Genomic DNA, 23,636 nt, shown 5'->3' on the forward strand with positions numbered 1-23,636 from the left:
TTAATATTCTGATGTTTTCTCATCTATAGGAAATATTTTGACTCTAGGAGATTCCATAAATTTTCCCAATTCATCACGATTGATTTCTGGTTTATTTCCTAGTGCAAAACCTCCTAGTAATTCTCCAAAGATGATAGAATTGATGACAATAATATATACATTCCCAATTAACAGCAATGCAACAGAAGCAAGCATGACTTGTACTACATCTTTTTGTGACTTCTTCTTTTTTGTGGAGTACCTGGAGTACCAGGTATCCAAAACCCAGAACCCGCAAGACTTCGTTGAAAATTACCTGTTTACAATTCTTAATAATTTTCTGTAACCTTTAAATGTTACAGTTTACAAGTCTCGGCGCGAGAGAAGAGACCCCAAACACACAACAAAACAAAACACACCCATCAACCACCGGGAAGTGGCCTTCTGGTGCTTTGTCCTTGTCCAAAAAAGTAATATCTTTGTAGTACAACCAGTTGTTGCCTCTTCTCCATCCTACCTTGTCCCCGAACTTCTCCCAGATTTCCGAGTTATTTTCTCTCGTTCCACCGAAACTTTGATAAATTCGTTTCTGCACAGAAAAACCAAATTTCCCATCACTGTATTTTACCCATAATTGGTCAATGGTGCGGAGGTCTTCACAGGGAAAATTATCAATATCTTCAAGATCTAACCAACCTTCTTTTTCCCGTTTTGCAACTGCTAACATTAGCCTTCTTGTTTCTTCATCTGCTTCCTTCCATTTCCCTGCTTTGAGTAAGTCATGCAGTTTTGTGTAGTCAATTCCACAGGATGATTTTAGTCCCCCCTCTTCGCTTGCGGGGAGGGGGTTAGGGGGTGGGGTTCTTCTCGGTTGAACAACCAAACCCAAATTTTCCCGAAACTTAAAAACCGTCGAAGTCCGCTTTTCCGGTTCTATTTCCATACCCTGCAAAATAGCATCATTCACCCTCTGACTAATCCGAGAATTATAATGTTTTGGTGCGGGTAAAACTTCATCATCATATTTCCGGTTTTGCGCGGGAACTGGAGTAAATTCACCCTCTTTTTTGAGTCCATCGGCAGTTAAGAGATAATATAAAGTTGCAGCTAAAGCATAAACGTCTGTATGAGAACCAAAACTACCTTTGCGTCGATATTGTTCAATAGGTGCATAACCTTCTGTTAAAGAATTTGTCATGCTTTTGGTAGCAATACTGCGAGTTAAACCAAAGTCTATTAAAACCGCTTCTTGTTTATTTTGGCGTAAGAGAATATTTTGGGGTTTAATGTCGCGGTGTAACTGTCCTTTATTGTGGATATATTCTAAAGCTTTACCAATTTGATCTATATATAAAAGTGCTTCTGATTCTGATAGTTGTCCCTTATTCTGAACATATTTAAATAAAGTCTCTCCATCAATATATTCCATCACTACCCCAAAAAGTTCACCTTCTTGGATGACTTCATAAACTTTGAGAATATGAGGATGATCAAATCCCTTAATTGTCAAGGCTTCGTTAATAAACTTAACCTGTTGTTCTGCAAAGTCTTCCCTGAGTTGCATGGTTGAGTTCAGGGTTTTGATAGCGTATAATTTACCCGTGCTGGGTTCTAAAACTTTGTAGGTAGTTCCAAAACCACCACTTCCCAAGGGTTTACCTTGAATTATGAATCTACCCTTATTAATTTCTTGATTTGGTTGCCAAATGATCATACCTTTGATAGTAGATATTGCTGAGATTGATTTAATATCTTGTAAAAATTATATCATGATAGCAATCCTATCCGATTTTCTCAGATCCCTGACTTCTTTAAGAAGTTGTGCATTTTTTAGTCTGAAAATCGTGCCTTCTTTCTTGATATAATAAATAACCAGAACTGAATAGGAGATAAGAATGTACGACAGCGATAAACGTAAACTATTATCAGCCTTGTGTCACGGGGCGATTTTTTTCAGCACGACAATAGTATCTGTTGGTTTACCTATAGCTATATTATTTGTATCCGATGATCCTGTTGTTAAAGACAATGCAAAGGAATCAATCAATTTCCACTTTAACGTTTGGTTCTACGGTGCAATTCTGGGAGCTTTGTTTTTTCTAACTGGTTGGTTGGTTTTACCGCTAATTGTTTTGTTACCAATCGCAGGTTTAGGATATATCATCCACTGGGGACTAACAATCTGGGCGTTAATTGGTGTTTTTAGCAATCCTGATCAACCTTGCCGTTATCCGTTTATTTTCCGAGTTTTTTAGAAAGAGATTGGGTAGTTTGATTAATCACAAACATTTGATTTAACAATTTCCCAAAATTAATTGAATGATTTTTTTTAAGATTGTTTTTTGTAAATTTGTCCTAAGCAAATGTCAACCAGGCTGTAAAATACAAAATTGCCCCACAGCTTGATCAACAGTAGGGCAAAGACAGTTAAGCACTGTTTCTAGTGTGTCTGAAAAAAGCTGGCTAAAACCTGGCTTTTGTGACGCTTTGTTTTATGTCCATTGTGGTTTTTTCTTGATAAAAAATTATGTTTCCTATACATCGCCCCCGCCGTTTACGTACTCATCCTCAATTGCGTCGGATGGTACGTGAAACCGTTTTAACAACCAATGATTTGATTTATCCACTGTTTGCTGTTCCCGGTGAAAGTGTTGCAAAAGAAGTTAAATCAATGCCTGGTGTCTACCAACTTTCGGTAGATAAAATTGTGGAAGAAGCAAAGGAAGTTTATGACTTAGGAATTCCCGCAATTATCTTATTTGGAATTCCGGCAGATAAAGACGTAGATGCTACTGGTGCTTGGCATGATTGTGGTATTGTTCAAAAAGCAGCAACCGCAGTTAAAGAAGCTGTTCCTGATTTAATTGTTATGGCTGATACTTGTTTGTGTGAATATACAAGTCATGGTCATTGTGGTTATTTACAAACTGGTGATTTGACAGGAAGGGTTTTAAATGATCCAACTTTGGAATTATTAAAGAAAACCGCAGTTTCTCAAGCTAAAGCCGGTGCTGATATTATCGCACCTTCGGGAATGATGGATGGTTTTGTCCAAGCAATTCGTGCAGGTTTAGATGAAGCGGGATTTGAAGATATCCCGATTATGTCTTATGCTGCTAAATATGCTTCGGCTTATTATGGTCCGTTTAGAGATGCAGCGGATTCAACACCTCAATTTGGAGATAGACGCACTTACCAAATGGACCCTGGTAATGCTCGTGAAGCGATTAAAGAAATTGAGTTGGATATTGCTGAAGGCGCTGATATGCTGATGGTGAAGCCAGCTTTGGCATACATGGATATTATCTGGCGCGTGAAGGAAGCTACTAATTTACCTGTTGCTGCTTACAATGTGTCTGGTGAGTATGCGATGGTGAAGGCTGCGGCCTTAAATGGTTGGATTGATGAACAGCGCGTTGTGATGGAAACTTTGACTGGGTTTAAACGGGCTGGTGCTGATTTGATTTTGACTTACCACGCTAAAGATGCGGCTCGGTGGTTGTAGTAAGATAATTTCTCACGCAAAGGCGCAAAGGCGCAAAGAAGATTTTGAGGGTTTTTGTGTTTGGGCGTGAGATTTTTAGTTTTTGGTGATATTTTCAGAATAAGTTATTGGAATTCAAAATTGAATTTTTTATCAGGTAAAATCAGCAAATAAACTACAGATTGGAAATTACCTTTCCAACTATATTATTCATAATTGAAGGATTCTGAAAATATTTTAAGTGATGATTTATACGTGCTTTAACTTCAGATTTTGAACCAAAAGCAGCACACCAAGATGCCCATGTTGAAGATCCATCTCTCAGAATTGTTTCTCTCATTTCAGGTAATCCATAACGTGTATCTTGAATTTCAAGTATTTTAGCCTGTGAGATAGTAGTTGCTGAACGATGCTCATAAAGTGCATATAAAAGTTCTCCAACAGATGCTGTTTCTAATAAAAAATCTTCGCACATCTTAGCCATCCAAAATAATTGATATTCTGTTAGATGTTCACCTTTTAAGACTCTTTGTAAAATAGTTTTGGCTACAGTTTCCCTATCTTCAACAGATTCAAAGAACTTATAAGAACTTTTTGCCAAATTTGGATAATCAAATGCTATGTTAGAAATTTTATCAAAACCATCATTCCAACTATCACGCATCAATACCAGCACAAGTTCAGCATCTTCTTCATCAATATTATCATTTTTCAGAATTCCCAAAAGGAAATCTTTTTGTTCTTTATTGAGTATAACGGAATCCATTTCATCTTCGTCTTGTATACCATCATAATCTTGTAACAATTGCTCACGAACATTTAGAAGACTAATTTTTATTTCATCAATATCTTTATAATTAGCATTATCAGCTTTAGAAGGAAGCTTAAGTTTACCTTCATTGATTGATAAACTTTTATTACCTAATAGAGTTTGTAACTTATATAAATCCTCATAAAGAACAGATTCATCATTATCAAATAGTATAAAATCATCCATAAATCTTAAATAACGTTTAGAACGTAGACTACCGTTATAGTCAATATATTGTAGATAAGAGTTTCCTATCATTTTAGCTGGATATATACCTTGTGGTAAACAGTCAATAGAGCGGCCTGTATTTATTTCCCGCAGGAATTGACCAAATACTTTTGCATCTTGATCATCATCAGCTAACCTTGCAAACCAATGCTGAAGATCATGATGATAAATAGTGTTAAAATAATTAGCAATATCTAATTCCATCGAGTATTTAAATTTCTCTCTACACGAATAAAATTCATTCTTGAAATTTCGATAAGAATCTCTTCCGGGTACTGGAGAAACTGATTTAAATTTATAGCCATAGACACTTACCCGTTCTGTATTTATCTCTTGAAATTTATCCTTATATTTGTAAATAATAGAATAGATATACCACTCGGCAATTGGATCAAGCTTCAAAGTCCTTCTAAGAGTTCGATTAGGCTTGTCTGCATAAACTGTAGTCTGCGAATGAAAATTTCCGGTTCTTGCGTAGATGTTGTCAATGTACTCTTGAAGTTCCTTATGAGCATATTGAGCCATAAATGCAGTTAGATTCAGCGGAAATAATGTTCTCTTTAAATCATCAACAATAAAATTAACTAACCCAGCATTATCATTACTAACCATTATATTTTCCATGTATCACTAAGGTATCATTTCTATTTTACCCACGATTGCACCTGTCAATTTCAAATATCCAGAAATAAATTTAACTTTCTCTATAATTTAGGCGTGAGATTATTTGCGTACAGGGACAACGATAAAATTGCGAGTTTCCCGAAAAACGTTTCTTAGCGTCTCTAGGGAATCATGAGATAATGCAAACTTGAGAATGTTGACAAGTCGCCCCCAAGCATACAATTCATCAGAGTCTTTAGCTTGGCGAAATTTTAGGCTATAGAATTCTTTCCAGAACTTTGGCGCTTGATGTGTTTTCTGCTTCCGCCAACGCTTCCGCCAAGTTAATATATCTTTATTTGTAGGTCGTTCCGCATCTAAGATGGGTGGTAAGTCGGCGTAACTAACAAATCTGACTAAATGTTCCGAAATTACCAAAATTACATTCGGCCAGCAGCGAATATTTTTGATTTCCGTAACTGGAATTTTCAGCAGCAACGCAACTGCTTCTTCAGTAACAAACTTAAATAAAGGATTGACAGAGTTGGATTTCGATTGTTCAAGTGTTATCATGATTGAAGATTTTGATCTTTTGGGTAGATGAACCTGGTTTTCGGGTGAAAGACACCAAGAGGTTTAAATGAATATTTAAATTGCCGATCGCTCTTTTGTTTGGTAGACTGGAGGCGATCGCTTTTTATTCCTGTAACTATTAAAGGATAGATACATATCTTTTGTCAAGTATGGGTTTGGTAAGGTTGCGGATAAAAGAATTTGCGGCTGAGAATGGTTGGACATTAAAAGAAGTGTCTGATCGTTCTGGTGTAGGGTACAGTGCGCTCAAGGTTTATGCGCGTTCTCCTGGGTTGGCAACTGTTGATGTGACATCCTTACACAAGTTAGCACGAACCTTTAACGTATTGATAGAAGACTTGTATGAAATAGTGCAGGAATAATAAACTATGGGCTTGGTGAGGTTGCGGGTCAAAGAATTTGCGGCTGAGAAGGGCTGGACTCTCAAAGAAGTTTCAGAGCGTTCAGGAATTGCATACACCACGCTCAAGAACTATGCTAAGTCTCCGGGCTTGGCTACCGTGGACGTAACTTCTCTGCAAAAGCTGGCACGGACATTTGAAGTTTTGATTGAAGATTTATATGATGTTGTAGAAGAGTAGGGTGATTCCATTCACAATTCAAAATTCAAACTATGGTATAGCCGTAGACAGGGTGGTTAGGACATCAATTGATAATGAAACTCCCACTACAAGAGGGTTTTACTCCTGAACGGCAGTTGCTTTATGCCGGGGAACCCGTCCACCGCACTGCCTCCTCCTGTACGGGCGTATTGCAATACGCCCCTACTGACTCCTGAGTCCTGCTATAACTACCCAGTCCTCAGTTTCCAGTACCTAGTCACCAGTTCCCAGTTCCCAGTCGTCAATAAGAGTGCGATCGCTGACGGTATTGGGGACAATGACACGATAAAATTCTAAAACAATAAATTGTAATAAAGGTCTAAATAACCCGTCCACCGCACTGGAGCAACTCTAGGTAAAGACAGTATTCAACGCAGCATTTACGCTGGTATTGGTGGTCTGACTTTAGTCTTAATTTTTATGGTCTTGTACTATCGACTACCAGGAATGATAGCGAATGTGTCACTAGTGATTATGGTATAGCCGTAGACAGGGTGGTTAGGACATCAATTGATAATGAAACTCCCACTACAAGAGGGTTTTACTCCTGAACGGCAGTTGCTTTATGCCGGGGAACCCGTCCACCGCACTGCCTCCTCCTGTACGGGCGTATTGCAATACGCCCCTACTGACTCCTGAGTCCTGCTATAACTACCCAGTCCTCAGTTTCCAGTACCTAGTCACCAGTTCCCAGTTCCCAGTCGTCAATAAGAGTGCGATCGCTGACGGTATTGGGGACAATGACACGATAAAATTCTAAAACAATAAATTGTAATAAAGGTCTAAATGGCAGAAACACTATTTTTCAACGCCCTCCGGGAAGCCATTGATGAAGAAATGGCGCGTGATTCCAGCGTATTTGTTCTTGGTGAAGATGTAGGACAGTACGGTGGCTCCTATAAAGTAACCAAAGACCTATATCAAAAGTATGGCGAACTCAGAGTTTTAGACACTCCTATTGCCGAAAATAGCTTTACAGGGTTGGCTGTAGGAGCCGCAATGACAGGGTTAAGACCGATCATTGAAGGCATGAATATGGGCTTTTTGCTTTTAGCCTTCAACCAAATCTCTAACAACGCCGGGATGTTGCGCTACACTTCAGGCGGTAACTTTAAAATCCCTATGGTCATTCGTGGCCCTGGTGGAGTAGGTAGACAGTTAGGTGCAGAACATTCTCAGCGACTAGAAGCTTATTTCCAAGCTGTTCCAGGGTTAAAGATTGTCGCTTGTTCCACACCTTACAACGCCAAAGGACTGCTTAAAGCCGCAATCCGTGATGATAATCCTGTGTTATTTTTTGAACACGTTTTGCTTTATAACTTAAAAGAAAATCTGCCAGAAACAGAATATTTACTCCCACTCGATAAAGCTGAAGTAGTCCGTCAAGGTAAAGATGTCACAATTTTGACTTATTCCCGGATGCGGTATCATGTCCTGCAAGCCGTAAAAACTTTGGAAAAACAAGGATACGATCCAGAAGTTATTGACTTGATATCTCTCAAGCCCCTTGATTTTGATACTATTGGCGCATCAATCCGCAAAACCCACCGTGTAGTGATTGTGGAAGAGTGCATGAGAACTGGGGGTATTGGCGCAGAATTAACCGCTTCTATCAACGATCGCTTGTTTGATGAATTAGATGCACCTGTACTGCGGCTTTCTTCCCAAGATATACCCACACCTTACAACGGTAATCTAGAACGCCTAACAATTATCCAACCAGAGCAAATCGTTGAAGCAGTCCAAAAAATGGTAGCTTTGCGAGTTTAGGTAATTGGTGATGGGTAATTGGTGATGGGTAATGTAATCTTAAAAACTCTTTCTCTTGTCTGTCACCTGTCACCCGTCACCTGTCACCTGCTCTCTATCAAAACTTCTACTCATAACGCGATCAAAGAACGCTATTATAGCATTTGTCAGTTGTGAGTGATAGTATGCAAAGACAGCGATCGCTATTAGCGTTGATTATAGTTTTGGTCATCGCCGCTATTGCGGTGATTGCGACAATTCCCGTACCCTTGGGATTGGACTTGCGGGGCGGCTCACAGCTTACAATTCAGGTGAAACCAACAGCGGAAATTAAGCAAATCACCGAAAGAGAATTGGAGGCCGTGAAGAAAGTCGTCGAAGGACGGATTAATGGTTTAGGCGTTTCGGAACCAGTAATTCAAACTGTGGGTACAGATAAAATCTTAGTACAACTGCCGGGAGTGAATGACCCAGAACAAGCAGAACGGGTACTAGGGGGTACAGCCCAGTTAGAATTTAAGATTCAAAAACCGAATACAGAAACTCAAGTATTTGCGCTGCAAGTATCACGCTCCGAACTCAAAGCTAAACAAGAAGAGTTGAGAAAGAGTGGTGATAAAGAAGCAATTGCTAAAAATCAAGAAGATTTAAACAACAGTAATCAAGCGCTGGCGGAATTATTTGAAAGCACCAACCCACCACTCACAGGTAAATATCTCAAGGATGCCTACGGTGAACCCACTCAAGGCAATAGTTGGAATGTAGCTATTCGTTTTGATCAAAAGGGCGGTGAACTATTTGCAGAATTGACTAAAACCCTGGCTGGGACTGGACGCGGTATCGGTATTTTTCTTGACAATGAACTAATTAGTTCTCCTAGTGTGGGTATAGAATTTGCCACAACAGGGATTACAGGCGGTTCTGCGGTGATTACAGGTCGGTTTCAAGCCCAAGAAGCGAACAATTTAGGTGTGCAGTTACGAGGTGGCGCGTTACCTGTACCTGTAGAAATTGCTGAAAGACGGACAGTAGGAGCAACTCTAGGTAAAGACAGTATTCAACGCAGCATTTACGCTGGTATTGGTGGTCTGACTTTAGTCTTAATTTTTATGGTCTTGTACTATCGACTACCAGGAATGATAGCGAATGTGTCACTAGTGATTTACTCGCTTCTGACTTGGGCTACCTTTTGTTTATTGGGTGTCACCCTCACCTTACCGGGAATTGCTGGTTTTATTCTCAGTATTGGTATGGCTGTAGATGCTAACGTGTTAATTTTTGAACGGACAAGGGAAGAATTGCAAGCAGGTAAATCTTTATATCGTTCTGTAGAATCTGGTTTTTATAGGGCATTTTCCAGCATTTTAGACAGTAATGTTACTACCTGGATTGCTTGTGCAGCACTATTTTGGCTGGGTTCAGGGTTAGTAAAAGGCTTTGCTCTCACTTTAGCTTTAGGGGTAGCAGTGAGTATGTTTACAGCCATTACCTGTAGTCGCACATTAATGTTTTTGGCTATTTCCATTCCCTCTTGGCGGAAAACAGAACTTTACAGTCCTAATGTGCCAAAAGTGAAGAAAGTGGAGGTAGCTCAATGAAACTAAGTATTAACAAATCGCGATCGCTCTGGTGGACTATTTCGGCTGCTATCATTCTTAGCGGTATCATCTCAATGGTGATTTCTTGGCAAACACCAGCTATCAAAGCACCTTTACGCCCCAGTTTAGATTTTATCGGTGGGACGCGATTGCAGCTAGTTCGAGACTGTAGTCCACCTAATAACTGTGACCAACCAATAGATATCAACGCCGTTCGGGAAGTTGCTAAATCACAGGGACTTGGAGATAGTAGCATCCAATTAATCTCCGAAAATGGTCAAGAAAATGGCATTACCATTCGCACAAAAAACTTGGAGACTGACCAGCGTACCAAGTTACAAAACGCCTTAAGCGAAAAAATAGGTGCTTTTGACCCGCAAAAAAATCAAATTGATTCCGTAGGTGCAACATTAGGAAAAGAGTTATTTACTTCTGGGGTTTTAGCTCTAATAGTTTCATTTGTAGGTATTACTATCTACATGAGTTTCCGCTTCCAGTTAGACTATGCCCTGTTTGCGATTGTGGCTCTATTCCACGATATTTTAGTTACTGTCGGTGTGTTCTCAATTTTGGGCTTAGTTGCAGGTATAGAAGTAGATAGCCTCTTTATCGTCGCGTTGCTGACCATCACAGGTTTCTCCGTTAACGACACGGTGGTAATTTATGACCGGATTCGGGAAACTATTAAACTCAATCCCGAACTTCCCATTGCGGAAATTGTGGATGATGCTGTCAACCAAACTTTATCTAGGTCAATCAACACTACTTTAACAACCTTACTGACATTATCTGCTATCTTCCTATTTGGTGGAGAAACACTGCATTATTTCTCTTTGGCTCTCATTATTGGCTTTATTATGGGGGCTTATTCCAGTATTTTCATCGCCAGTACACTATTAACTTGGTGGCGAGAGCGCACAGAAACATCTACAATTGAAGCAATTAATACATCTGTTAGTTCCCAGGATAGTTAGCTCAGGGATTAGTTCAAAATGGGATTAAAATAATTCGTAATTCGTAATTCGTAATTCGTAATTCGTAATTCGTAATTAGGAAAATTCCCCTTACTCCTTCTGCATTCTCTGCTTCCTGCTATATTGTAATTTTCTTGTCCTATGGCTCAACAGGAAGAACCACCAATTAATGATTCAATCATTGAAAACCCTGACGCTACTTTTATTCGCCAAGTACAGAGGTTACACCAGCTAACAGTTTATGGCAGGTGGTTATTTGCTGGCGGTTCGTGGCTCCTGATTGCACCTGCTTGCTTATGGGATTTACGTGCAGAAATGGCTTTGTGGCAACAATATTTTACTTGGGTAGCAGTGCGATATGGACTCGCTTTTCATCCACTAGCTACTCTTGGTTTATCCTTTTGTATTGCCATAACTATTTCTGTTTTAGTTTGGCAAAGTCGGAATATTCTTTTGGGACTACCACAACAGGAAAAGCAACGCTTAGAAACACAAGTTTGTCGCATCCGTCAGCAAGGTCCTACTCATCCTCTCTGGAAGTGGGTTTGTCAATGAATAGGTACAAGCAAGAAGTTCTTTGGATTTGGTGAGCATAGCTCCTCTGTATGGCTTTGTCGGTCATAATATCAGAGACATTTTAATTGTTGAGTTGCCTATATATATACAGTTTCAGTAATTTCTAGCAAAATATGACATAACCGTAGCGAAGATATTACGAACATTGGGTGTCTAAACATGAAATATTCTCAGATTCACTTTAGCGAGCAGCGTAGCTTTAGCAAAGGACAAAGCTCTTCAGAAATTGATCTTTACCAACTCCAGAACCTATTTGATATTGCCGCTTTCTGGGCAAAAGGGCGTAGTGTTGAGGATTTAGGGATAGCTATTGCTAACAGTGAACCAGTGATCTGTGTGTGGGATAAAGAGCAATTAATTGGCTTTGCTAGAGCTACTTCTGATGGTATCTATCGCGCTACAATTTGGGATGTTGTCATCCACCCAGAGTATCAAGGCAATGGACTGGGAATTAAATTAGTAGAAACAGTTTTGAGTCATCCGCGAATGCAAGTAGAGCGTGTTTACCTGATGACTACTAACCAACAGGCATTTTATGAAAAGATTGGTTTTCAAAGTAATAGCACAACCACGATGGTGCTATACAATCAATCTCATATAGGTTCTCCTGCAACTGGAGAAGTTCAGTTTCAAGAATCATTAGTACCGCTTTCTCAGAATTAAAAATTAACAGTTAAAAATTAAAAAAGCGAATTAAACAAGCTTTTCACTTTGTTTAACTTATGCCGTTTTGTAAGTAGTAAGACTGAATAAAAGAAAAGTTAGTAGTAAGGGCTTTAGCCCTATCAAACCTAGTAAAAGAGCGATAAATCGCTCACTACGACAAAAATTTTATCTTACATTTAATTCTGTCTACGTACTTACTAATACACAACGGCTTAAATCAACCAACCATTAAAAATTACTAAAAAGCTTGTATGTATCATCTGCTTTTTTAATTTTTAATTGTTAATTTTTAATTCCGCCCTGCGGTACTAGGGGCATAGATATTTGTAACCTAGTCCAATTCTGTGTTACTTCTTGGGTGATGGGAGATGGGACAATTTCTAGTTTTCCTGCCATCACTTCTAATAATTTTTGATTGAGCAATAGCTTCATTTCGGAAGACAAATTGGTATTTTCTTGTTCTGGACTTTCTTTAGATTCAATTAAGTCTATTCGCTCACTCCAAATTACAGCATGACTGGGAATATCTAAACAGATATGAATACAATTATTTATAGGTAGAATATGAGTAGAAAGGCAAATACTGCCTTCTTCCATTTGAGAAATTGTCGTGTCTACTAAATTTAGCAATATTTGGCGTAGCCAGCGCATATCTGCTAAAACGTAAATTTCCGGTTCTGGAAGTGTCACAGTCAAGGGATAATTACGATTGGCCGCCAGCATATGAGTTAATTTATGAACTTCTTGTAAAACTTGAATTAGCTGTATAGGCTGAATATCTAATTTGTTTGTCCCATGTTCGGTTCGGGCGACACTCAGAATTTCATCCATCATTTTCAACAATTTTAGCGATCGCTCATAAGCTTGTCCCACAAATTCTCTTTCTTCTGCTGGATTTTCGCACAAATCGTTCAAAATCAGCTGGTGTAACCCTATTAAACCATTCAAGGGCGATCGCAATTCATGGCTAGTCCGCGCCAAAAAACCCGCTTGAAACTGGCTCATTTCCTGCGCCATTTCGTAGGCCAGTTGGCTTTGCTTCAATTGTTGTAAAAGTTGAGTTTCTGCCTGTTGTGGCGCACTTGGAGAAGGAGTGGGTGTTGATTTGGAAGACTGTAGAAATAATTTACAAAAACCTATTCCTAATCCTATTCCTGTTCCTAGATATAGCCAATTAATAAAATTCATTATTTTCTAATTTGAATTCTAATCCTGATCCAATTTAATCGAACCTTGTCGCAAAATCTGCCAATCTTTACCTGTCCATTTAGCAACAGTAGAAGGTATTCCCCAACCTTTATATTCTGTCGCTTCTAAAGTCAGAACTTCTGGAAAATGAATGTTTATTTCGGCTCGATTTTCTAAAGCAGGTTGTCCTGATAAGTTGACGCTAGTTGTAGCCATTGGTCCAGTTTGTGCCAAAATAGTTTGAGCAACTTGATGATTTGGTACTCTAATTCCAATAGTCGTTGGATCATGAGGATTCATGACTTTAGGAATTTTATCACTAGCTGGTAAAACCAAAGTCAACGCACCAGGCCAATATTGATTAACAACTTTTTGCCAAATTTCATATTCAATATTATTGCCTTTCACATAATCCCACAAATCTTCAGCTTTAGCAGCCATTAAAATCAAAGGTTTATCAAAACTTCTTTGTTTAGCAGCATAAATCAATTCTGCTTGTGTGGGTATGGTGGCCAATGCGGGGACGGTATCTGTGGGGAAGCTGATTAATTTTCCAGCTTTTGCAGCGTTTATCAGTACTTCTAGAGAAACATTCATAAATATCAGAAAACTACCTATTTATTTTGGAGATAAACCCGCATAAGTGGGTTTTGTTTGTGTAGCTGTGATTTCCAATCACCAGGATGGTAAAATCAGCACTAAGGTAATTTTACTGGTTTGTTACAGCGGATTCCTTTTTTATAAGGTACATCATAGCCCCGTCATGGCTTGCCCTTAGAGGAGTGGGGTGAATTATGAGAGAATAGAATTAACAATGGATTTTTTACAAAAATTAAACCGTTGTGTGCGTCAAGTTGCATGGTTGAACCAGATACCAGAAACACGCTAGAAAAGTACTTACAAGGTATTTCTCAATTGGTGAAAATGTATGAATGGGATAATCCCGGTTTGGTAGCTGCGGTAAGAAGGAGGTAAAGGAGAAAATAATATAAAATTGTCTGACAAAATATTATTTATTCAGATATAAGACTAATATTTGATTTTTGAAATTTTACGTAGGGTGGGCATTGCCCACGATATCCTGGTTATGTAAGGCATAGCCCTACCTACACTACTAGAATCTAGTTGAATTTAATCAGGGAAAATTTAACAATCACATCCTGAAAATCCTTAAATCCTGGAAATCCTGTTCGCGGAGCGTGGCGTTAGCCATTTCAGACAAAATATTATTTATTCAGATATAATTTAATAATTACTAACTATAAATTTATCTATGATTGCTATTAAACATCAACTTACACTACAAGAATTTCTCACTCTTCCAGAAGAGGATATCACCTATGAATTAATTAACGGGGAAGCAAAACCAAAAATGTCACCAAAAAGATTCCATTCTCGATTGACTATAGCCTTATGTTTAATTCTCACCCAATGGGCAGAAAATCAAGGTGAAGTTGGTGTAGAATGGGCGGTTATTTTAAAAATTCGTGGTAAAGATTGGGTTCCTGTTCCAGACTTATTATATATTTCTTATTCTCGTTTTCAAAGTGATGTAATTGAAAATGAAGCTTGTCCAATTCCCCCAGATTTAGTAATTGAAATTATATCACCGGATCAATCTTTTGGCGAAATGAGCGCCAAAGCTACAGATTATCTTGATGCAGGTGTGTTGAGAGTTTGGGTAATAGATCCTAAAGCTAAAACTGTAACTATATTTTATCCTGATACACGTCCGCAAACAAAACGCAGTCAAGATAGTTTAGAAGATTCTCTATTTCCAGGTTTGGTAATTACTTCTGAACAAATTTTTCAACAAGCTGGTATTCCCTAAATTTTTGTTGTCTGAAATGGCTAACGCCACGCTCCGCGAACAGGATTTCCAGGATTTAAGGATTTACAGGATGCAATGAATTAAATTATCTTTTTTGTCAGAATCAGACATTTTTTATATAAGCCACAGCAAAACGTTCAATTCCCGCTAAATCAGCATGAATGGAAATATGACAATAATTACCATTGTTTTCCAATAATTCCCGCACTATATCCGCCTGTCCCGCCATCATCTCAATCAACCAAACCCCACCCGGACGCAAATATTGAGGGGAAACTTCTATTAAATGACGAATAAAATCTAAACCATCAACACCACCATCTAAAGCCAGATGTGGTTCGTGTTTAACTACTTCCGGTTGCAAAGTCAGTACCGTATCACTAGGAATATAAGGTGGATTTGATACCATCCCACTAAACTGACCCTTCAGCGATTCTAACGGTTCCCACCAAGAACCTTGATAAAAATTAACCCGTTCAATAAAACCCCAATTTTCAGCATTAGTTTTAGCAACAGCCAATGCTTCTGCACTCAAATCAACAGCATGAATTGTAGCATTTGTCAATACCTCAGCTAATCCCAGAGCGATCGCACCACTACCAGTCCCCAAATCTGCCCAATGTTGCTGTGTAGAGACGTTCCATGAAACATCTTGACATTGGTTAGCAGCGGCCACAGCCAAATCAATCAACATCTCTGTTTCTGGTCTAGGAATTAAAACCGCACTTGACACTGCGAGTTTAAACTTTCGCCAAGGTGTAACTCCAGCAATGTACTGTACTGGCAAGCGCTCATACAAGCGACTTTGCCACAACAGGTCTAACTCTTGCAAAGACAACTGAATCTGAATTTGATTCCATGCTTTGAAAGACTCCAAACGCAGTGCCAAACGGTCTAATCCAGCTATTTCCTGTAACAGCCAATCTACTTCTAGCGGTGAGACATCATGAGCGATCGCACTTTGAATTGCTATATTCCGCCATTGCCATATTTCTATACCAGAAATCACCTTTGGCTGTTGATTCTCCATCCTGATTAAGGCTGCTTAGACGGTAAACTTTTTGGCTTAGGAGCATTTTCCTTCGGCAAAGTTCTGATGTATTCTCTAGATTCAGGGGATGGAACCAAAACCACTTGGTTTAACCACGAATCGTTTTTATCTTTTAAAGTTTTAATCACCCCATCTACATCTATCACCTGAATATCAGCCGTAGGAAACTTCGGCTTCACTTGGCTCAATAAACCTTGTGCATCTTTTTTACTCAAGAATAAAGGAATAGTTTGCTGTTTCTCACCACCGAGTTGAATAGGTACATACCCTTTATCAGGTGCAAATCTAACAGCGAAAACTGGTACACTCTTAAACTGATCTATTTTTTGACCGCTGGCACGTAGCAAGTCTAAAGCCCCTTTCAGTTCTTGTTCTACAGGCTTAAAAGCAAATAAAAGGCGATTTGGTTGGTTTTTGCTTTGTTGCAATTGTTGATAAATTACACCTAAAGGCACGGCAGTAACTTGTAGTTTTTTGGCCATGTCCTCCAGTTTCGGGTCTTTATTTTTGGCATTCCGCAGTTCTTTGATAAAAGCCAAAGCTTCTTGTCGGCTCATATATACACCCGTTACTGAGCCACCTTTTTGCCCATTCTGACCATCGGGTAAATTACGACTTAGGGGTAGACCTTTATCATTGGTAATTAAGTAAACAGGTACTGAGTCTAGTTTATCTTTTATTTGTTGTTCTGATAATGCCAGTACAGGAATATTGAGGCCAACAACACTTAAGAAAAATGTACTTCCTACTAGACCTAAAGTTGCGCCCCAGCGAACTAATGATTTCATAACAACTCCTCACTTCAATATCAATAGTTGAATTAACTTAAACAATTGGAAAAAGGTTAGAATTTATACAGCAGTAACTAGTTTCAGTTATCTATTAAGCCATTTTATAGGTAAATAACTAGTAGATTTAGCTAATTTTTTGAAAATTGCCTTGCCATTCACTAGGAAATGCTGTATGTGCCTATTATATTTCTTCCCAAGCGGGGAGTTATACCCGGACTCTTGATCAGAACAATGCTATTTTATTGTTTTTCTCAGTTATGGGTGACGCTATGAATAAATAAATCGTTCCAAATCAAAGCCATCGCTTTAATGTTTTATCCCAAAATTAAACATTTTTAGTTTATATCAATAAAAGCATTTTTTCATCTAAAAAAATCAAACCTGATATCCAGATTTATAGAAAGCGCCAGGTTTCATATCCATATTTATAAATCGGGATGACAGGATTCGAACCTGCGGCATCCTGCTCCCAAAGCAGGCGCGCTACCAAGCTGCGCTACATCCCGAAAAAACTACTCTAACTTTAGAGCCTTTGCTCAAGCATTACATAAATCTTATTATGTTTTACTTAGGCATTGCTCTAAATCATTATATCATACTTCAAGCTGATTGCGAAGCCTCTTACCCAGGAAAAATAATATTACTTCCTAAATAAGAGTTTTCATGTTGATCAGCTAGACGACTGAATTTTGAATCAACCTGTCCATAATATCACATCTTAGACATCATAGCTGAATTTTCCAGTTACAAGCAGTTTTTTTTCCAATTAGGGATTAGTGAGGATACCAAAACATTCCTTTAATACCTTCTGGGTCAGGCATAAACCCCATAGTTCGGTAAAAATCTACCACCTGGGGGTCAGCGAAGAGAGTAACATTGCTAATCTCTTCATTCCTCAATTTTTTGAGAACATATTTCATCAATGTCTTGCCCAGCCCTTGACCTTGGAAGTCTGGGTGAACTACCACATCCCAGATAGTGGCATTAAAAGCATGATCTGAGGTAGCACGGGCAAAACCAATCAACCTTTTTTGATTTCCGCGCACTTGCCACATGGTAGCGACGAGGAAACTATGCTCAATGGCTTTTTTTACTTTTCTCAGAGGGCGACGCGACCAACCAACTGCATCACAGAGTTCTTCGAGTTCATACAGGTCGATATCTCGCTCGGTGCTGAAAACGATATTATCGTTACCGACGCTAGAGTTGCCTCTATTGTCTGCTGTATTCTCTTCAAATGCAGTTGTTTTATTTGTCGCTACAGATTCAGAAGCACTAAACCAAGTTTTCCAAAAACCCATGCCAACGTGGTTCGGTTAAGATGACTGAATTGGTTTCCACTCATTGAGAGCGTTGATTCACACTCGATACAACCGTTACAACCTTATCCCCAGACACAGAAAAATTTTTGAGTGTTTCGGGCATTGGAAATGTTAACAGCCATTTATTGTATGTTTCACACCAATCATTTTTAACTTTAGCATTTTGTTTTCACACTCCCCTAGCTAAAGCAGTGGAGATTTTTTTGAAGATGCACTGCCTTTCGGCTACTGATTTTTTTCAGGTGGTTGATTTCCTGATCCATTAAAATCAAGATAGTTCCAAAAAACATAGACAAATATCTCATGCCCTTTGTTTGCCGGGAATAACCCCGACGGGGCGTTAGCGAAGCTCCTCCGTTCGGCGAAGCCGTGCCGAAGGCATAGGAGGCACTACAACGCCACGCCACTTGCTACAAGTCGGGAAATCCGCCTAACGCAGTGGCTCCCCTATCCCTAGACTAAAAGGTGTCGGGACTACTTTACGTAAAATACTTTTTTCTGACTTCTCGTTTTTGGGTTCTGATTTGATTAGCTACTCTTGAAAATGTTTTATTTCGTCTGATTTATAGGATTTCCTGTCACACAGGAGCTATAGTCGGATCAATTCTGACTTTGGTGCAGTCTCAGATCAGGACTTTCACCACTTTTCAAGGATCTAGACTTCTTGAACTCAAGACTAAATATATCACATTCACATCTTGCATCACATAATATAGGCAAAAATTAATGATATTTTTGTGCCACAGATGTTAATATTTGACTATATCTGACTAGATTTTTGTTATTTAAATCTAATACGACATTTTCACACTCCCTGCCCCAAGAAACGAGGATTTTTAAAGAAAATCGAATGCTTACATAAATTATGTAAAGTATGTAGAATTTTCGGTTGTAGCTGGTATGATACCTAACTTCATCCACTATTCCGGTTATTATGTAAAGCTTATGTTCAAGCCGCCGAAACGGAAGGATATGAGACAGAAGTAGTAGATCATACAGTTTTTAGCTTTAGTTTTAACAAAGCAAGTAAGTCTTACCGCCAAAAATGACTTCTGGTTTAAAATCCTCGACACTGGAACTCCTAAAGCGCTTCAACCGAGCGTTTCCCCAATTCTATGAGCAATTTGTTAGCAGTGAGATTCAACTACAAAATTTGCGCCTGGCATATCGTCTGTATAAAACTAGACGCGCAGTTATAGAGATGAAACCGGAGGGCAATAAAAGCGCCCTGCATTTCGCGTACCGGAATCAGTCATTTCTCCTCAGCGATATTTTTGGTGTGCTGGCTGCCTATGGTTTGACTATCCACGGTCTGAGTTTATATGGTCAGATCCGACCACCGATGTTAGTGTTTATCAAACTGCTCGTGTCTCGTGGCAGCAAAGCCTTGACTGAAAAAACAGCAGAAAATGTTTGCCGTGCCATTCGTGAGGCTTTGGGAAGTCGGTTTGAGGTGGAAGAAATGCTGGCAGTAGAATTTAACCTGAATGCCGGGTTAGAGCAGGTACAAACTGAGTTCTATGTTGATCCAGTTTTTCATCTTCCCGCCTTAGTGATTGAAGCCGATAATCAACCAGGATTATTTTATAAAGTCATGTATGGTATCTGGCAAGAAGACCTGCTGGTAGTCAATGCCAATTTGCTGGTTTGGCGCGGCCGGACAAGGCTGATACTCTATTTGTTGGGACCAAATGAAAGCCTGATTCCTGAATATCTTGGTAACAAAATTGCTGAAGGAGTGCGACAGAGGTTACTCGGTCGATAAGTATAGCAAATTCAAATTCAGAATTTTGAAGTTGAATTTGTTTTTCCCTCACCGTATTTAGTCGCACCCGCTCTTAGGGGTACGATATTAGGTATGGCAACAATAGAAATCTTAGGCGTTCCCCACGCATACGAGCTAACGGCTCCCACCTCTTGCCCCCATGCTTTAGTGTTCATCCACGGTTGGCTAAATAGCCGTGGATACTGGCAACCTGTGATTTCTCGCCTATCAGTTGATTTACAGTGCTTGTCTTATGATTTGCGGGGGTTTGGAGAATCATCGTCTCAGGCGAAATTAGATTTTAATCGCGCAGAAACTGATTTGAACCTCAATTCCGCAGATCCTAGTGTGGTTAGCTCTCCTTTCGATTTTTTATATTCGCCCTCTGCTTATGCTCAGGATTTAGCAGTTCTCTTGGCACAACTGAATATTTCCAGTGTTTGGCTAATTGGTCATTCTCTGGGAGGTACTATTGCCCTGTGGACAGCTGCTCAACTACCTGATTGTGTGCAAGGAGTCATTTGTATTAATGCTGGTGGTGGAATTTATCTTAAAGAGGCATTTGAGCAGTTCCGCGCTGCTGGTCAGAAATTTTTACAAGTCCGCCCACGTTGGCTCTCCCAAGTTCCTTTGATTGATTTACTGTTTACCAGAGCAAGCGTATCACGTCCTTTAGAACGCGTTTGGGCGCGACAACGGGTAATTGATTTCCTTGTGGCTGACCCAGAAGCTTCTTTAGGAACACTTTTAGAATCTACTACTGAGGAAGAAATTAACCGCTTACCACAGTTAGTGTCACAACTAAAACAGCCAGTTTATTTTTTAGCTGGTGCTGATGACAAGGTGATGGAACCCAAGTATGTACGCCATTTAGCGAGTTTTCACCCGCTTTTTCAATACGTTGGCGATAATGTGATTGAAATTCCTGATTGTGGACACCTGGCAATGTTAGAGCAGCCAGATGCAGTTGCCCATCATATCCGCTCATTGGTTACAGGGAATAGGGAATAGGGACAAGAGGACACGGAGACACGGGGACGCTCTTACACGAAGATATGGGAAAAGAAGACAGGGGGATAGGGGGAAAGAGTTGACTCTCAGAAGACAATCTCTCTTTCTCACCGCGTCTCCCCATCCCCGCGTCCCCGCGTCCTCTTCTTCCCCATCTCCCCATCCCCGCGTCTTCTTTCATTGCAATTAATGTTCATATAAATTCATAACTTGGCTGAGGGGTAGGCGAGAATGTACGCCTAATGTGAGGGCAGAAGTGTGATCACGAGATAGATGATCAGATGCGGCACATCCTATCATAGCGGCGTTGTCAGTACAGTATTTTAGGGGGGGGAAGAGAACGCGGAGATTATGCTCGGCAGCTGCAGCTTGTAAGAATTTTCTTAGCCCGCTATTCGCTGCTACACCACCACCCACAGCAATTGTATTTAGACCATAGTCACGGGCGCAGGCGATCGCTCTTTTGGTTAGCGATCGCGCTATAGTTTCCTGAAAGCTCGCCGCTACATCTGCCAAAGGTACTTCTCTACCCTCCTTCTCTAACTGCTGCACCAACCGCAAGACTGCTGTCTTTAAACCACTAAAACTCCCATCATAGGGATGATAACCGCCACCCGGTAGAGAAATTTTCCCTTCTGGTAGTGCAAAGGCTTGGGGATTTCCTGTTTGTGCGAGTTTATCAATTACTGGACCGCCTGGATAACCCAGCTTTAACAATCGTGCCACTTTATCAAAAGCTTCACCCGCCGCATCATCACGGGTTTCTCCCAGGGTTTCGTAATTACCACAATCCTTTACATAAATCAAGCTTGTATGTCCGCCTGAAACGAGTAAGCTAAGAAATGGGGGGTCTAAAGTTGACTCACTCAAGTAAGTCGCGTAGATATGGCCTTCGAGGTGATGAACCCCCAAAAATGGTTTTTTATGTACCATCGCCAGGGTTTTGGCCGCTGTTAACCCCACCAACAGCGCTCCTACGAGACCAGGCGCACAAGTGGCAGCGATGCCATCAATTTGCCCCCAATCTTTATGGCTTTGCTCCATTGCTTGCGCTATTTCTTGATTGAGCGTTTCTAAATGCTGGCGCGATGCGACCTCTGGCACAACTCCACCATACTGCTGATGGACGGGAATTTGCGAGGCTATGATACTGCTGTACACCTGACGATTGTTCACAATTGCGACGGCAGTTTCATCACAACTAGTTTCGATTGCTAAAACGGTTGGCATAGGGACTGGGGACGAGGGAGTGGTAAAAAGTAATATATTGTAACTCTTGCCTGTTGCCTGTTCCCTATCTTTTCGTTGAGAAGCTTTAACTTTTATTTACTTAAACTTTACTCGGTTCCCGGCCAAGAGTATGATGACTTGCTAGTTATCCAAATTAAACACTGTACAAGCCGCTTCGTTTTGTACAAAGAACTTCTTGTTTTGTAATAAAAGGAAACAACTCCATGCGACGATTGTTTGCTTTGATTTTAGCGATTGGTCTTTGGTTCAATTTTGCTCCTCAAGCTCAAGCCCTAGGAGCTAACCTTGTACCTTGCAAAGACTCTCCCGCATTTCAAGCACTAGCACAAAATGCCCGTAACACCACTGCTGACCCAGAATCAGGGAAAAAGCGGTTTGAGCGTTATTCTCAAGCCCTGTGTGGACCTGAGGGTTATCCTCACCTGATTGTTGATGGTCGGCTTGATCGGGCTGGCGACTTTTTGATCCCCAGTATCCTTTTCCTCTATATTGCTGGTTGGATAGGTTGGGTTGGTCGCGCTTATTTGCAAGCGGTCAGCAAGGGATCTGATTCTGAACAAAAGGAAATTCAAATCGATCTTGGCATCGCCCTACCCATTATTTCTTCCGGCTTTGCTTGGCCTGTAGCTGCACTGAAAGAATTTCTTTCAGGTGAATTAACAGCTAAGGATTCAGAAATTACTGTTTCTCCCCGCTAATTCATCTGTACTCATTCACTTGTTTTGGAGACTAAATTCATGGCTGAAAAAAGCGATCAATCAACCTACTTTGTTAAATTTCTGTCTACAGCACCTGTGGCAGCAACCATTTGGCTGACAATAACAGCAGGCATTTTGATTGAATTTAACCGCTTTTTCCCTGACTTACTTTTTCACCCCCTACCATAGGGTGAAAATGTGATTTAAATCAGTAAACAGTAAACAGTAAACACTCTGCTAACTGATAACTGTTTACTGACCACTGAAATCAATGCCACGATTCTCATTTAGAGGCAACATAAAATATGGCGCAAGCAGTAAATGCATCAAAAAATCTCCCTAGTGATCCTAGAAACCGGGAGACAGTTAGACCTGCTGGACGTGATCCACAGGATGGCAACCTAGAAACCCCAATTAATTCTTCTCCTTTGGTGAAGTGGTTTATCGGCAATTTGCCTGCTTATCGTCTAGGTCTTACTCCTTTTAGAAGGGGACTAGAAGTTGGCATGGCTCATGGTTACTTGCTGTTTGGTCCATTTTCTAAATTGGGTCCACTGCGGGATGCACCCAATGCTAACTTAGCGGGTTTACTAGGTAGTATTGGCTTGGTTGTGATTCTCACTGCCTGCCTATCCTTGTATGCTAATAGCAATCCTGCTAAAGCACTTGCCAGCGTTACTGTTCCCAATCCTCCTGTAGATGCTTTTAACTCTAAGGAAAGCTGGAATAACTTTGCTAGTGCTTTCTTAATTGGCGGTATTGGTGGTGCGGTAGTTGCTTACTTTTTGACTGGCAACTTGGGCATCATTCAAGGTCTAGTCGGTTAGTTTGATTTTTGAATCATGGGTAATAGGTAATTGTTCA

Annotated in this window: 29 protein-coding genes and 1 tRNA gene; 16 read left to right on the forward strand and 14 right to left on the reverse strand. The window is 40.0% G+C overall.

From position 1 onward, the window contains the following. Together A9Y75_RS10890 and A9Y75_RS10895 are read right to left on the reverse strand one after the other, a co-directional pair. Window positions 1–195 carry a hypothetical protein gene (locus tag A9Y75_RS10890; RefSeq protein ID WP_071189559.1) on the reverse strand — a complete coding sequence of 65 codons (195 nt, stop codon included), beginning with the start codon at window positions 193–195 and terminating at the stop codon, window positions 1–3. A 133-nt stretch (window positions 196–328) separates the two neighbouring features. Further along, a complete protein-coding gene (locus tag A9Y75_RS10895) occupies window positions 329–1,693 on the reverse strand; it encodes a serine/threonine-protein kinase (protein WP_143046398.1) in 1,365 nt (454 codons plus the stop codon). 181 nt (window positions 1,694–1,874) lie between these two features. Here A9Y75_RS10895 and A9Y75_RS10900 point away from each other — a divergent pair, with 181 nt between their 5' ends. Both A9Y75_RS10900 and hemB read left to right on the forward strand, forming a co-directional pair. Then, window positions 1,875–2,234, forward strand: coding sequence for a DUF4870 domain-containing protein (locus tag A9Y75_RS10900; RefSeq protein ID WP_071189560.1), 360 nt, complete (start codon window positions 1,875–1,877; stop codon window positions 2,232–2,234). Between the two features lie 272 nt (window positions 2,235–2,506). Next, on the forward strand, window positions 2,507–3,484 hold the full coding sequence (hemB, locus tag A9Y75_RS10905; protein WP_071189561.1) for a porphobilinogen synthase: 978 nt from the start codon (window positions 2,507–2,509) through the stop codon (window positions 3,482–3,484). Window positions 3,485–3,638: 154 nt separating this feature from the next. Here the strand turns inward: hemB and drt5 are convergent, their stop codons facing one another. Continuing rightward, window positions 3,639–5,114: an antiviral reverse transcriptase Drt5 gene (gene drt5, locus A9Y75_RS10910; RefSeq protein ID WP_177176152.1), complete on the reverse strand. Its 1,476-nt coding sequence runs from the start codon at window positions 5,112–5,114 to the stop codon at window positions 3,639–3,641. 111 nt (window positions 5,115–5,225) lie between these two features. Then, complete coding sequence (locus tag A9Y75_RS10915; RefSeq protein ID WP_071189563.1) at window positions 5,226–5,678, reverse strand: hypothetical protein; 453 nt, start codon at window positions 5,676–5,678, stop codon at window positions 5,226–5,228. 170 nt (window positions 5,679–5,848) lie between these two features. Between A9Y75_RS10915 and A9Y75_RS10920 the strand changes: the two genes are divergently transcribed. Together A9Y75_RS10920 and A9Y75_RS10925 are read left to right on the forward strand one after the other, a co-directional pair. Then, window positions 5,849–6,061 carry a helix-turn-helix transcriptional regulator gene (locus tag A9Y75_RS10920; RefSeq protein ID WP_071189564.1) on the forward strand — a complete coding sequence of 71 codons (213 nt, stop codon included), beginning with the start codon at window positions 5,849–5,851 and terminating at the stop codon, window positions 6,059–6,061. Window positions 6,062–6,067: 6 nt separating this feature from the next. Beyond that, window positions 6,068–6,280: a helix-turn-helix transcriptional regulator gene (locus A9Y75_RS10925; RefSeq protein ID WP_071189565.1), complete on the forward strand. Its 213-nt coding sequence runs from the start codon at window positions 6,068–6,070 to the stop codon at window positions 6,278–6,280. Window positions 6,281–6,514: 234 nt separating this feature from the next. Here the strand turns inward: A9Y75_RS10925 and A9Y75_RS30130 are convergent, their stop codons facing one another. Beyond that, complete coding sequence (locus A9Y75_RS30130) at window positions 6,515–6,637, reverse strand: hypothetical protein (protein ID WP_269086287.1); 123 nt, start codon at window positions 6,635–6,637, stop codon at window positions 6,515–6,517. 340 nt (window positions 6,638–6,977) lie between these two features. Beyond that, on the reverse strand, window positions 6,978–7,100 hold the full coding sequence (locus A9Y75_RS30135) for a hypothetical protein (protein WP_269086288.1): 123 nt from the start codon (window positions 7,098–7,100) through the stop codon (window positions 6,978–6,980). Here A9Y75_RS30135 and A9Y75_RS10930 point away from each other — a divergent pair. From A9Y75_RS10930 to A9Y75_RS10950, 6 genes are all read left to right on the forward strand, one after another. Then, window positions 7,088–8,071, forward strand: coding sequence for an alpha-ketoacid dehydrogenase subunit beta (locus A9Y75_RS10930; RefSeq protein ID WP_071189566.1), 984 nt, complete (start codon window positions 7,088–7,090; stop codon window positions 8,069–8,071). The genes A9Y75_RS30135 and A9Y75_RS10930 overlap by 13 nt on opposite strands. Before the next feature lie 24 nt (window positions 8,072–8,095). Beyond that, window positions 8,096–8,227: a hypothetical protein gene (locus A9Y75_RS30140; RefSeq protein ID WP_269086289.1), complete on the forward strand. Its 132-nt coding sequence runs from the start codon at window positions 8,096–8,098 to the stop codon at window positions 8,225–8,227. 8 nt (window positions 8,228–8,235) lie between these two features. Then, complete coding sequence (secD, locus tag A9Y75_RS10935; RefSeq protein WP_071189567.1) at window positions 8,236–9,648, forward strand: protein translocase subunit SecD; 1,413 nt, start codon at window positions 8,236–8,238, stop codon at window positions 9,646–9,648. Continuing rightward, window positions 9,645–10,622, forward strand: coding sequence for a protein translocase subunit SecF (gene secF, locus A9Y75_RS10940; protein ID WP_071189568.1), 978 nt, complete (start codon window positions 9,645–9,647; stop codon window positions 10,620–10,622). Before secD ends, secF begins: the two co-directional genes overlap by 4 nt. 141 nt (window positions 10,623–10,763) lie before the next feature. Further along, the gene (locus A9Y75_RS10945) at window positions 10,764–11,177 is read left to right on the forward strand and encodes a hypothetical protein (protein WP_071189569.1); all 414 of its coding nucleotides are present in this window, start codon (window positions 10,764–10,766) and stop codon (window positions 11,175–11,177) included. A gap of 180 nt (window positions 11,178–11,357) precedes the next feature. Beyond that, window positions 11,358–11,861 (forward strand): GNAT family N-acetyltransferase, encoded by a 504-nt coding sequence (locus tag A9Y75_RS10950; protein ID WP_071189570.1) that lies wholly within the window; start codon window positions 11,358–11,360, stop codon window positions 11,859–11,861. A gap of 285 nt (window positions 11,862–12,146) precedes the next feature. Here A9Y75_RS10950 and A9Y75_RS10955 read toward each other — a convergent pair whose 3' ends face one another. Together A9Y75_RS10955 and A9Y75_RS10960 are read right to left on the reverse strand one after the other, a co-directional pair. Beyond that, complete coding sequence (locus tag A9Y75_RS10955; RefSeq protein ID WP_071189571.1) at window positions 12,147–13,052, reverse strand: HAMP domain-containing sensor histidine kinase; 906 nt, start codon at window positions 13,050–13,052, stop codon at window positions 12,147–12,149. Between the two features lie 18 nt (window positions 13,053–13,070). Then, entirely contained in the window at window positions 13,071–13,649 is a 579-nt protein-coding gene (locus A9Y75_RS10960) for an L-threonylcarbamoyladenylate synthase (protein ID WP_071189572.1), read from the reverse strand. 676 nt (window positions 13,650–14,325) lie between these two features. On the opposite strand from A9Y75_RS10960, the gene A9Y75_RS10965 reads away from it, so the two are divergent. Beyond that, window positions 14,326–14,883, forward strand: a complete 558-nt coding sequence (locus tag A9Y75_RS10965) for a Uma2 family endonuclease (protein WP_071189573.1) — start codon at window positions 14,326–14,328, stop codon at window positions 14,881–14,883. Window positions 14,884–14,986: 103 nt separating this feature from the next. On the opposite strand, the gene prmC is transcribed toward A9Y75_RS10965, so the two are convergent. From prmC to A9Y75_RS10985, 4 genes are all read right to left on the reverse strand, one after another. Next, complete coding sequence (gene prmC / locus A9Y75_RS10970; RefSeq protein WP_071189574.1) at window positions 14,987–15,913, reverse strand: peptide chain release factor N(5)-glutamine methyltransferase; 927 nt, start codon at window positions 15,911–15,913, stop codon at window positions 14,987–14,989. Window positions 15,914–15,918: 5 nt separating this feature from the next. Beyond that, window positions 15,919–16,722 carry a Tic22 family protein gene (locus tag A9Y75_RS10975; RefSeq protein ID WP_071189575.1) on the reverse strand — a complete coding sequence of 268 codons (804 nt, stop codon included), beginning with the start codon at window positions 16,720–16,722 and terminating at the stop codon, window positions 15,919–15,921. 435 nt (window positions 16,723–17,157) lie between these two features. Further along, window positions 17,158–17,231 (reverse strand) — tRNA-Pro (locus A9Y75_RS10980). Between the two features lie 267 nt (window positions 17,232–17,498). After that, window positions 17,499–18,026: a GNAT family N-acetyltransferase gene (locus A9Y75_RS10985; RefSeq protein ID WP_071189576.1), complete on the reverse strand. Its 528-nt coding sequence runs from the start codon at window positions 18,024–18,026 to the stop codon at window positions 17,499–17,501. Between the two features lie 1,066 nt (window positions 18,027–19,092). Here A9Y75_RS10985 and A9Y75_RS10990 point away from each other — a divergent pair. Continuing rightward, the gene (locus tag A9Y75_RS10990) at window positions 19,093–19,812 is read left to right on the forward strand and encodes a hypothetical protein (RefSeq protein WP_016949888.1); all 720 of its coding nucleotides are present in this window, start codon (window positions 19,093–19,095) and stop codon (window positions 19,810–19,812) included. Between the two features lie 93 nt (window positions 19,813–19,905). Further along, window positions 19,906–20,823, forward strand: coding sequence for an alpha/beta hydrolase (locus A9Y75_RS10995; RefSeq protein WP_071189577.1), 918 nt, complete (start codon window positions 19,906–19,908; stop codon window positions 20,821–20,823). Here the strand turns inward: A9Y75_RS10995 and A9Y75_RS28405 are convergent. Both A9Y75_RS28405 and tsaD read right to left on the reverse strand, forming a co-directional pair. Further along, entirely contained in the window at window positions 20,804–21,004 is a 201-nt protein-coding gene (locus tag A9Y75_RS28405) for a hypothetical protein (protein WP_177176153.1), read from the reverse strand. The genes A9Y75_RS10995 and A9Y75_RS28405 overlap by 20 nt on opposite strands. A 5-nt stretch (window positions 21,005–21,009) precedes the next feature. Continuing rightward, window positions 21,010–22,053, reverse strand: coding sequence for a tRNA (adenosine(37)-N6)-threonylcarbamoyltransferase complex transferase subunit TsaD (tsaD, locus tag A9Y75_RS11000; RefSeq protein ID WP_071189578.1), 1,044 nt, complete (start codon window positions 22,051–22,053; stop codon window positions 21,010–21,012). Between the two features lie 224 nt (window positions 22,054–22,277). Between tsaD and A9Y75_RS11005 the strand changes: the two genes are divergently transcribed. From A9Y75_RS11005 to A9Y75_RS11015, 3 genes are all read left to right on the forward strand, one after another. Continuing rightward, window positions 22,278–22,772, forward strand: coding sequence for a Photosystem I reaction center subunit III (locus A9Y75_RS11005; RefSeq protein ID WP_071189579.1), 495 nt, complete (start codon window positions 22,278–22,280; stop codon window positions 22,770–22,772). A 39-nt stretch (window positions 22,773–22,811) separates the two neighbouring features. Beyond that, entirely contained in the window at window positions 22,812–22,961 is a 150-nt protein-coding gene (psaJ, locus tag A9Y75_RS11010; protein ID WP_016949893.1) for a photosystem I reaction center subunit IX, read from the forward strand. 116 nt (window positions 22,962–23,077) lie between these two features. Then, entirely contained in the window at window positions 23,078–23,599 is a 522-nt protein-coding gene (locus tag A9Y75_RS11015) for a photosystem I reaction center protein subunit XI (protein ID WP_071189580.1), read from the forward strand. Window positions 23,600–23,636 lie beyond the last annotated feature (37 nt).

Source organism: Trichormus sp. NMC-1 (assembly GCF_001858025.1).
Lineage (GTDB): Bacteria > Cyanobacteriota > Cyanobacteriia > Cyanobacteriales > Nostocaceae > Anabaena.

Coding starts and splice junctions, on each gene's coding strand:
- A9Y75_RS10890 (WP_071189559.1), bottom strand. CDS start 195: ATGCTTGCTTCTGTTGCATTGCTGTTAATTGGGAATGTATATATTATT.
- A9Y75_RS10895 (WP_143046398.1), bottom strand. CDS start 1,693: ATGATCATTTGGCAACCAAATCAAGAAATTAATAAGGGTAGATTCATA.
- A9Y75_RS10900 (WP_071189560.1), top strand. CDS start 1,875: ATGTACGACAGCGATAAACGTAAACTATTATCAGCCTTGTGTCACGGG.
- hemB (WP_071189561.1), top strand. CDS start 2,507: ATGTTTCCTATACATCGCCCCCGCCGTTTACGTACTCATCCTCAATTG.
- drt5 (WP_177176152.1), bottom strand. CDS start 5,114: ATGGTTAGTAATGATAATGCTGGGTTAGTTAATTTTATTGTTGATGAT.
- A9Y75_RS10915 (WP_071189563.1), bottom strand. CDS start 5,678: ATGATAACACTTGAACAATCGAAATCCAACTCTGTCAATCCTTTATTT.
- A9Y75_RS10920 (WP_071189564.1), top strand. CDS start 5,849: ATGGGTTTGGTAAGGTTGCGGATAAAAGAATTTGCGGCTGAGAATGGT.
- A9Y75_RS10925 (WP_071189565.1), top strand. CDS start 6,068: ATGGGCTTGGTGAGGTTGCGGGTCAAAGAATTTGCGGCTGAGAAGGGC.
- A9Y75_RS10930 (WP_071189566.1), top strand. CDS start 7,088: ATGGCAGAAACACTATTTTTCAACGCCCTCCGGGAAGCCATTGATGAA.
- A9Y75_RS30140 (WP_269086289.1), top strand. CDS start 8,096: ATGGGTAATGTAATCTTAAAAACTCTTTCTCTTGTCTGTCACCTGTCA.
- secD (WP_071189567.1), top strand. CDS start 8,236: ATGCAAAGACAGCGATCGCTATTAGCGTTGATTATAGTTTTGGTCATC.
- secF (WP_071189568.1), top strand. CDS start 9,645: ATGAAACTAAGTATTAACAAATCGCGATCGCTCTGGTGGACTATTTCG.
- A9Y75_RS10945 (WP_071189569.1), top strand. CDS start 10,764: ATGGCTCAACAGGAAGAACCACCAATTAATGATTCAATCATTGAAAAC.
- A9Y75_RS10950 (WP_071189570.1), top strand. CDS start 11,358: ATGAAATATTCTCAGATTCACTTTAGCGAGCAGCGTAGCTTTAGCAAA.
- A9Y75_RS10955 (WP_071189571.1), bottom strand. CDS start 13,052: ATGAATTTTATTAATTGGCTATATCTAGGAACAGGAATAGGATTAGGA.
- A9Y75_RS10960 (WP_071189572.1), bottom strand. CDS start 13,649: ATGAATGTTTCTCTAGAAGTACTGATAAACGCTGCAAAAGCTGGAAAA.
- A9Y75_RS10965 (WP_071189573.1), top strand. CDS start 14,326: ATGATTGCTATTAAACATCAACTTACACTACAAGAATTTCTCACTCTT.
- prmC (WP_071189574.1), bottom strand. CDS start 15,913: ATGGAGAATCAACAGCCAAAGGTGATTTCTGGTATAGAAATATGGCAA.
- A9Y75_RS10975 (WP_071189575.1), bottom strand. CDS start 16,722: ATGAAATCATTAGTTCGCTGGGGCGCAACTTTAGGTCTAGTAGGAAGT.
- A9Y75_RS10985 (WP_071189576.1), bottom strand. CDS start 18,026: ATGGGTTTTTGGAAAACTTGGTTTAGTGCTTCTGAATCTGTAGCGACA.
- A9Y75_RS10990 (WP_016949888.1), top strand. CDS start 19,093: ATGACTTCTGGTTTAAAATCCTCGACACTGGAACTCCTAAAGCGCTTC.
- A9Y75_RS10995 (WP_071189577.1), top strand. CDS start 19,906: ATGGCAACAATAGAAATCTTAGGCGTTCCCCACGCATACGAGCTAACG.
- A9Y75_RS28405 (WP_177176153.1), bottom strand. CDS start 21,004: ATGAAAGAAGACGCGGGGATGGGGAGATGGGGAAGAAGAGGACGCGGG.
- tsaD (WP_071189578.1), bottom strand. CDS start 22,053: ATGCCAACCGTTTTAGCAATCGAAACTAGTTGTGATGAAACTGCCGTC.
- A9Y75_RS11005 (WP_071189579.1), top strand. CDS start 22,278: ATGCGACGATTGTTTGCTTTGATTTTAGCGATTGGTCTTTGGTTCAAT.
- psaJ (WP_016949893.1), top strand. CDS start 22,812: ATGGCTGAAAAAAGCGATCAATCAACCTACTTTGTTAAATTTCTGTCT.
- A9Y75_RS11015 (WP_071189580.1), top strand. CDS start 23,078: ATGGCGCAAGCAGTAAATGCATCAAAAAATCTCCCTAGTGATCCTAGA.